This window comes from Allopontixanthobacter sp. (assembly GCF_034376665.1).
In the GTDB taxonomy this organism is placed as follows: Bacteria; Pseudomonadota; Alphaproteobacteria; order Sphingomonadales; family Sphingomonadaceae; genus Allopontixanthobacter.
Genome location: NZ_JAXMJI010000071.1, coordinates 1 through 6,864, shown reverse-complemented (window position 1 = coordinate 6,864; position 6,864 = coordinate 1). Strand labels below are relative to the sequence as shown.

Annotated in this window: 7 protein-coding genes; 5 read left to right on the top strand and 2 right to left on the bottom strand. The window is 64.7% G+C overall.

Going from position 1 to position 6,864, the window contains the following annotated elements; translation table 11 throughout:
- The 4 genes from U0988_RS07845 to U0988_RS07830 all read left to right on the top strand — a co-directional run.
- A partial coding sequence (locus U0988_RS07845; RefSeq protein ID WP_322292072.1) for a M28 family peptidase occupies window positions 1-992 on the top strand: 992 nt, incomplete at its 5' end.
- 156 nt (window positions 993-1,148) lie between these two features.
- Entirely contained in the window at window positions 1,149-2,606 is a 1,458-nt protein-coding gene (guaB, locus tag U0988_RS07840) for an IMP dehydrogenase (RefSeq protein ID WP_322292071.1), read from the top strand.
- Complete coding sequence (locus U0988_RS07835; RefSeq protein ID WP_322292070.1) at window positions 2,607-3,803, top strand: RsmB/NOP family class I SAM-dependent RNA methyltransferase; 1,197 nt, start codon at window positions 2,607-2,609, stop codon at window positions 3,801-3,803.
- A gap of 71 nt (window positions 3,804-3,874) precedes the next feature.
- A complete protein-coding gene (locus tag U0988_RS07830) occupies window positions 3,875-4,378 on the top strand; it encodes a tetratricopeptide repeat protein (RefSeq protein WP_322292069.1) in 504 nt (167 codons plus the stop codon).
- Window positions 4,379-4,382: 4 nt separating this feature from the next.
- Here U0988_RS07830 and U0988_RS07825 read toward each other — a convergent pair whose 3' ends face one another.
- The gene (locus U0988_RS07825; RefSeq protein ID WP_322292073.1) at window positions 4,383-4,820 is read right to left on the bottom strand and encodes an RNA pyrophosphohydrolase; all 438 of its coding nucleotides are present in this window, start codon (window positions 4,818-4,820) and stop codon (window positions 4,383-4,385) included.
- A 51-nt stretch (window positions 4,821-4,871) separates the two neighbouring features.
- Window positions 4,872-5,834, bottom strand: coding sequence for an alpha/beta hydrolase (locus tag U0988_RS07820; protein WP_322292068.1), 963 nt, complete (start codon window positions 5,832-5,834; stop codon window positions 4,872-4,874).
- 173 nt (window positions 5,835-6,007) lie between these two features.
- Here U0988_RS07820 and U0988_RS07815 point away from each other — a divergent pair.
- On the top strand, window positions 6,008-6,864 hold an 857-nt coding region (locus U0988_RS07815; RefSeq protein ID WP_322292067.1), incomplete at its 3' end, for a 2-oxoacid:acceptor oxidoreductase family protein.

The window sequence follows — 6,864 nt, the reverse complement described above, 5'->3', positions numbered from 1 at the left end:
CCGAACAGCGCGATGCCCTGCTGGACCGCGGTGCGAGTGCAGTGCTGGCGATCCTGGCGAGCGACAGCGCGCTATCCGCAATTGCCGCTCAGCGGCAGGCGGGGTCACACCGGCTGGCGGAGGATGGCGACGGCAGCCGGCTGGACGGCTATATGACGCCTGGTGCCGCGCAGGCGCTGCTTGGCGCAGGCCGGATGGACCGGCTGCTGGAAAGTGCCGAACTGCCGGATTTCAAGCCGGTTCCGTTGCCTCTGAGCGTCTCAATCGAAGCGACTGCGACCCTTAAGGAAGTCCAGACGCATAATCTGATTGCCCGCTTGCCCGGCACCCGACCGGAACTTGGCGCGGTGCTGCTGGCGGCGCATTGGGATCATTTCGGCATCTGTGGAGCGCCGCCCGCGCAGGACCTGATTTGCAACGGTGCGGTCGATAACGCCAGCGGGCTGGCTGTGTTGACCGAAATTGCCCGCCGCCTGGCCGCCGGGCCAAGGTTGGAGCGCGACGTGTATTTCCTCGCCACCACGGCGGAGGAATGGGGGCTGCTCGGCGCGCGTGCCTTTGCCGACAATCCCCCGATTCCGCTGCCGACTTTCGTGGCGGCGTTCAATATCGATTCCATCGCCATCGCTCCGCGCGGCGCGCCGGTGGTGATTGTCGGCGCCGGTCTGACGCCGCTGGACGAGCCGACCCGGCGCATCATTGCCGCCCAAGGCCGCAAACCGGGCGATGAGGGTCTGGCAGCGAGCTATCTGCGCCGGCAGGATGGCTGGGTCCTGCTGCAGCGCGATGTGCCGACGTTGATGGTGTCCAGCGCCTTTGCCGACCGCGCCCTGCTCGAACCATACACTACGGACCGCTATCACTTGCCGTCCGACCGCTTCGAGGGGATCGAATTGGGCGGAGCGGCGCAGGATCTGTTGCTGCATCTCGATCTGGTGCGCTTTTTTGCGGATAGCGGCACCTATCCGCCGCCCGCACCGACCGGCAATTGACCGGCGGGCGAAGGGTTCGCAGGTACCAACGGCGGATAATTCGCTGCATTGCGGCACAGCCCCCTAGCGAATGTCACGCACTGCGGTTACATGGGCCGCCACAGATTACCCCCGGCGCCGCCACCGGCACCCCCGTTCCAAGCGAAAGTGGCACACATGGAAATCCCTCTCGGCCTTACCTATGACGACGTTCTGCTGCGTCCGGCTGAAAGCGACATCGTGCCCAGCATGGCCGACACCAGCACCTGGCTGACCCGCGAGATACGCCTCAACATCCCGGTCATTTCCGCTGCGATGGACACTGTCACCGAAGCGGACATGGCAATCGTGATGGCGCAGCTCGGCGGCCTCGGCGTGCTCCACCGCAATCTCGATATTGCCGAACAGGTTGCCGCCGTTCGCGCGGTCAAACGGTTCGAAAGCGGGATGGTGGTCAATCCGATCACCATCGCCCCCGATGCCACGCTGGGGGACGCGCAGGAACTGATGATCCAGCACCGCATCAGCGGCATTCCGGTGGCCGACCGCGACGGGAAGCTGTGCGGTATCCTGACCAACCGCGACGTGCGCTTCGCGGAAAATCCACTGCAGCCGGTGCGCGAATTGATGACCACCGAAAATCTCGCCACCGTCGGCCTGGGTGTCGGACAGGAAGAAGCGCGCCGCCTGCTGCATCAGCGCCGGATCGAAAAGCTGATCGTGGTGGACGAGAAATTCCACTGCATCGGCCTGATCACGGTCAAGGACATCGAAAAGGCGGTCAATTATCCCTCCGCCACCAAGGACGGCACCGGCCGCCTGCGCGTGGCCGCGGCGACTACGGTGGGCGACAAGGGGTTCGAGCGTACCCAGGCGCTGATCGACGCGGAAGTGGATGTGGTCATCATCGACACCGCGCATGGTCACAACAAGGACGTGGCGCGCGCGGTGGAGCGGGCCAAGAAGCTCAGCAATTCGGTCCAGATCGTGGCCGGCAACGTCGCCACCGCAGAGGCGACGCGCGCGCTGATCGATGCGGGCGCGGACGCGGTCAAGGTGGGGATCGGGCCGGGCTCGATCTGCACCACAAGGATTGTCGCCGGTGTGGGCGTACCGCAATTGACCGCCGTTCTGGAATGCGCCGCAGAAGCGGCAAAGTCCGGCGTTCCGATCATCGCCGATGGCGGGCTGCGCACTTCGGGCGATGCGGCCAAGGCGCTGGCGGCGGGCGCGTCCACGGTGATGCTCGGATCGCTGCTTGCCGGGACGGAAGAAGCGCCGGGCGAGACGTTCCTCTACAAGGGCCGCAGCTACAAGAGCTACCGCGGGATGGGCAGCGTCGGCGCGATGGCGCGGGGCAGCGCGGACCGCTATTTCCAGCAGGACATCAAGGATTCGATGAAGCTGGTGCCCGAGGGTATCGAGGGGCAGGTGCCCTACAAGGGCCCGGCGAAGGACATCGTTCACCAGCTGGTCGGCGGGGTAAAGGCGGCGATGGGCTACACCGGGTCCGCCACTCTCGAGCAATTGCGGGAAAACGCCCGGTTCGTCCGGATCACCAACGCCGGTTTGCAGGAAAGCCACGTCCATGACGTTGCGATCACCCGCGAAGCGCCGAATTATCCGACCCGCTAGATGGTTCCGGGCGCGAGAGTTCAGGCCGCGATCGAACTTCTCGATGCGATTATCGAGGCCGCCCGCAGCAATGGCGCGCCCGCAGACCGGCTGATCGCCGATTATTTCCGCGCCCGCCGCTATGCCGGCAGCAAGGATCGGCGCGCCGTGCGCGAGTTGGTCTATTCCGCCATCCGCGCCTGCGGGCCGGTGCCGCAAAATGGCCGCGCGGCGATGCTGCGTCTGGCGCAGATCGATCCCGCGATCCTGTCGCTGTTCGACGGGGCGGGCCACGGCCCTGCACCGGTCGAGCCGGGCGAAGCGGCAGCAAAAGACGGGTTTGCGCCCGAATGGCTGACCGAGCGGCTGGGCAAATCGGACATCTGGGGAGAGGAAGCCGAGGCGCTGCTTGGCCGTGCGCCGCTGGATTTGCGGGTCAATACGCTGAAGGCCGACCGGGCCAAGCTGGAGCTGCCGCTGGAAGGCGAGCATCTCGCCGCGCCGCAGGGCCTGCGCTTCGAAGCGGGCACGCCGGTGGAACAATGGGATGCCTACCGGACCGGTCTCGTCGAAATTCAGGATCACGGCAGCCAATGGGCGTGCCATGCCCTGAATGCGAAGCCGGGCGAGAGCGTGATCGACCTCTGCGCCGGGGCCGGCGGCAAGACGCTGGCGCTGGCGGCGGCGATGCAGAATGAGGGCAAATTGCTCGCCACCGACACCGACCGCGGGCGTCTGTCGCGCCTGCGCCCCCGCGCGGAAGGGGCCGGGGCCGGGATGATCGAAAGCCTGCTGATAAATCCCGGCAAGGAACTGGAGATGATCCGCTCATGGCCGGTAATGGCGCCGGATGGCGGCGTGGATGCGGTGCTGGTCGATGCGCCCTGTTCCGGCACCGGCACTTGGCGCCGCAATCCCGAAGCGCGCTGGCGGCTGGATGACCGGCAGCTCGCACGCTATGCCAATATCCAGTCCTATCTGCTCGAACTGGCGGCGAAGCTGGTCAAACCGGGCGGGCGGATCGTCTATGTCACCTGTTCGCTGCTGGACGAGGAGGGCCGCGGAAGGGTGCAATCCTTCATGGCCACGCATCCCGGCTGGACCGCTGACGAACTGGACCTGCCGCTGGGTCGCATCCGCAGCCAGGGAACGCGCCTGACCCCGTTTCATGACGGCACGGACGGATTTTTCATCGCGAGTCTATCTTCGCCGTGTTAGCGTGACTGCCCATGGCCGATTCTTATCGTCATTCCCGATCAGGCCATAGAGCCTCACCAACGGAGCTGATCATGCGTTTTGCCCCCGCCGCCGCCGCCCTGTCCCTGCTTGCCGCAGTGACCGCGAGTGTGGGTTTCAGTGCCGGACCGGAACCTGATCCCCGCGCGGTGATGCTGGTCGCTGAGGGCCGTTCAGCCCTGACCGCGGGCGAACCGCAGAAGGCGCTCGATGCATTCGAAGCCGCGCTGGCGGTGGATCCCGCCTATACCGATGTCTATCTGGAAATGGCCGAAGCCGCCCGCACCGAAGGGCTGCAGGGCAAGGCAATCCGCTATTACCGCGAGGCGCTGAAGCGCGAACCGGGCAATTTCGAGGCAATTTCGGGCGAGGGCGCGGCGCTGGTCGAAAAGGGCGCGGTCGAAAAGGCACGGCTCAATCTGGCGAAGCTGGAGTCGCTGTGCGGTTCCGGCTGCCCTTCGACCCAGAATCTGGCGATGGCGATCCAGCGCGGACCGGAGCCCCGCGTGCTGACGGCCGAAGCGGTCATGCCGGACGCTCAGGTTACCCAGAACTAAGGGGTCAGATCAGCTCCCGGAACGCTTCCAGAACAGTGCGGTAGACGCGCTTCTTGAACGGGATGATTAGGCCCGGCAGATCCTCCGGATCGACCCATTTCCAGTCGCAGAATTCCGGCGGATCGTGCGCCTCGAGGTCGATGTCCGCATCGCTGCCGGTAAAGCGCACCAGGAACCAGCTCTGCACCTGCCCCCGGTACTGGCCGCCCCACAGCTTGCCCATCAGGTCCTCTGGCAGGTCATAGGCGATATCGTCCGCCATCCGCTTGATCAGGGTGGCGCATTCCTGCGTCACGCCGGTTTCCTCGTGCAATTCGCGCCACAGCGCCGGCTCGAGGTCTTCGCCCTTGTCGACACCGCCCTGCGGCATCTGCCACCAGTCGCCTTCCTTGGTGTCGATCCGCCGACCCACGAACACCTTTCCGTCCGCGTTGACCAGCATGACCCCGACACAGGGACGGTATGCAGTCGGTTGATCAATATCCGTATCCACTCAAATCGCTCCGCCGGAATTCATCTTCAACATCAGTTTCATAGCCGCGAAGACTCGTTCCAGATCGGTCTGCGCGCTGGGAATGGCCTGTCTTAAATTGGTGAAGCTATGGGTTAAACCCTTCATTTCCAGAAAGATCATTTCCACACCAGCTGTTGCCAAAGCGCCGCCATAGGCCCGTCCGGAATCGCGGATCGGGTCAAGGCTGGCGGTAACCAGGACCGTCGGCGGCGTGGCGGCGAGATTACCCAATATCGGCGTGGCGCGCGGGTCGCGCCGATCCGCACCATAGGCAACATCGAAGAATTCGACCGCTGCCTTGGTCAGGATGAAGCCCTCGGCAAAGGTCTCGATGCTGGGGCAATCGGCAATGTCGGTTGCCAGCGGAAACAGCGGCACCTGCAGCACCACCGGGGCCTCAGCGGGATTTTCGGCCAGCGCCTGCGCGGTGACGATACTCGCGTTGCCCCCGGCACTGTCCCCCATCAGCACCAGTCCGGTGGCGGGCCGCGCCAGTGCAGCCGGAGAGGATGCAACCCACCGCGCCGCGACTTCGCAATCATCGATCGCGGCGGGGAAAGGGTGTTCCGGCGCGCGCCGGTAATCCACCGCCACCACTGGAAGGTCCATCTGCATGGCGATCTCGGTGCACAGATTGTGATGGCTGTCGAGATCACCGATCACATAGCCGCCGCCGTGATAGAACACGATCACTGGCCCTGCACCGCGCGTTTCGCGCGCATCGTACAGTCGCAGCGGAATATCGCCATCGGGGCCGGGACAGGTCAGGTTTCGGATCACCGCGAGGTCGCGCGCCGGCCGGTCACCCATCGCGTGAAGCGCCAGATATCCGCCGCGCGCTTCTTCCAGCGACAGTTCGCTAACCGGCTTGGCCCCCATCGCGGCGAGCGCGCCTACAAATGCCTGCACGTCGGGACGGATGTAGTTTTCATTATCGGCCATTTCGGCGCTCTCCGTGGTTTATTCAGCGGATCGCCCTAGCGCGGATGGCGATCTTTTCCTGCGCGTTTTTTGTCCATGTGGGAGAAAAACTTCATTGCGGGTGGCGACCTAGCGGCATAGGTGCCAACCATGATATACAAAGCGCCCTGCGCGGCGCACGATAAGGAATTACCATGGCTACCTTAGCCGCCGAAACCCCGAATAACGCCGCCCCCGCGGCGCCCGATGCCGTTGTCGTCCGCTTCGCCGGTGACAGCGGTGACGGGATGCAGCTGACTGGCGGGCAGTTCACCCTCAGCACCGCGCTGGCGGGCAACGATCTGGCGACATTCCCCGACTTTCCGGCGGAAATCCGCGCACCGCAGGGGACGTTGTTCGGGGTCAGTGCGTTCCAGATCAATTTCGGTAGCCGCGAAATCAACACCGCCGGCGATGCGCCTGACGTGCTGGTGGCGATGAACCCCGCCGCGCTCAAAGTGAATTTGCCCTCGCTCAAACCCGGCGGGCTGGTGATCATCGACACCGGCGAGTTTACCAAACGCAATCTCGACAAGGCGAAATATGACGTCAGCCCGCTGGAGGATGGCAGCCTCGCGAAATGGGACGTGCTGGCGTTCGACATTTCCGCCCTGACCATCGAAGCGGTCAAGCCGTTCGGGCTGGGTAACAAGGATGCGCTGCGGTCCAAGAATATGTGGACGCTGGGCCTCGCGCTGTGGATGTTCGACCGCGACCGGCAGCCGCTGATCGACTGGCTGAATGCCAAGTTCAAATCGAAGCCTGACATCGCGGCGGCCAATGTCGCGGCGCTGAACGCAGGCCATGCTTACGGCGAAACGGCGGAATTGTCCGGCCCGCTGAAACAATTGCATATCCCGCCCGTGGAAAGTGCGCCGGGGCTTTACCGCACGATCACCGGTGCGGAGGCAATCTCGCTCGGGCTGGTGGCGGGCGCACAGCTGGCTGAATTGCCGCTGTTCTTTGGCGGTTACCCGATCACTCCGGCATCCGCGATCCTGCACCATCTGGC

Coding starts and splice junctions, on each gene's coding strand:
- U0988_RS07830 (WP_322292069.1), top strand. CDS start 3,875: ATGCGTTTTGCCCCCGCCGCCGCCGCCCTGTCCCTGCTTGCCGCAGTG.
- U0988_RS07835 (WP_322292070.1), top strand. CDS start 2,607: ATGGTTCCGGGCGCGAGAGTTCAGGCCGCGATCGAACTTCTCGATGCG.
- U0988_RS07825 (WP_322292073.1), bottom strand. CDS start 4,820: ATGCTGGTCAACGCGGACGGAAAGGTGTTCGTGGGTCGGCGGATCGAC.
- guaB (WP_322292071.1), top strand. CDS start 1,149: ATGGAAATCCCTCTCGGCCTTACCTATGACGACGTTCTGCTGCGTCCG.
- U0988_RS07820 (WP_322292068.1), bottom strand. CDS start 5,834: ATGGCCGATAATGAAAACTACATCCGTCCCGACGTGCAGGCATTTGTA.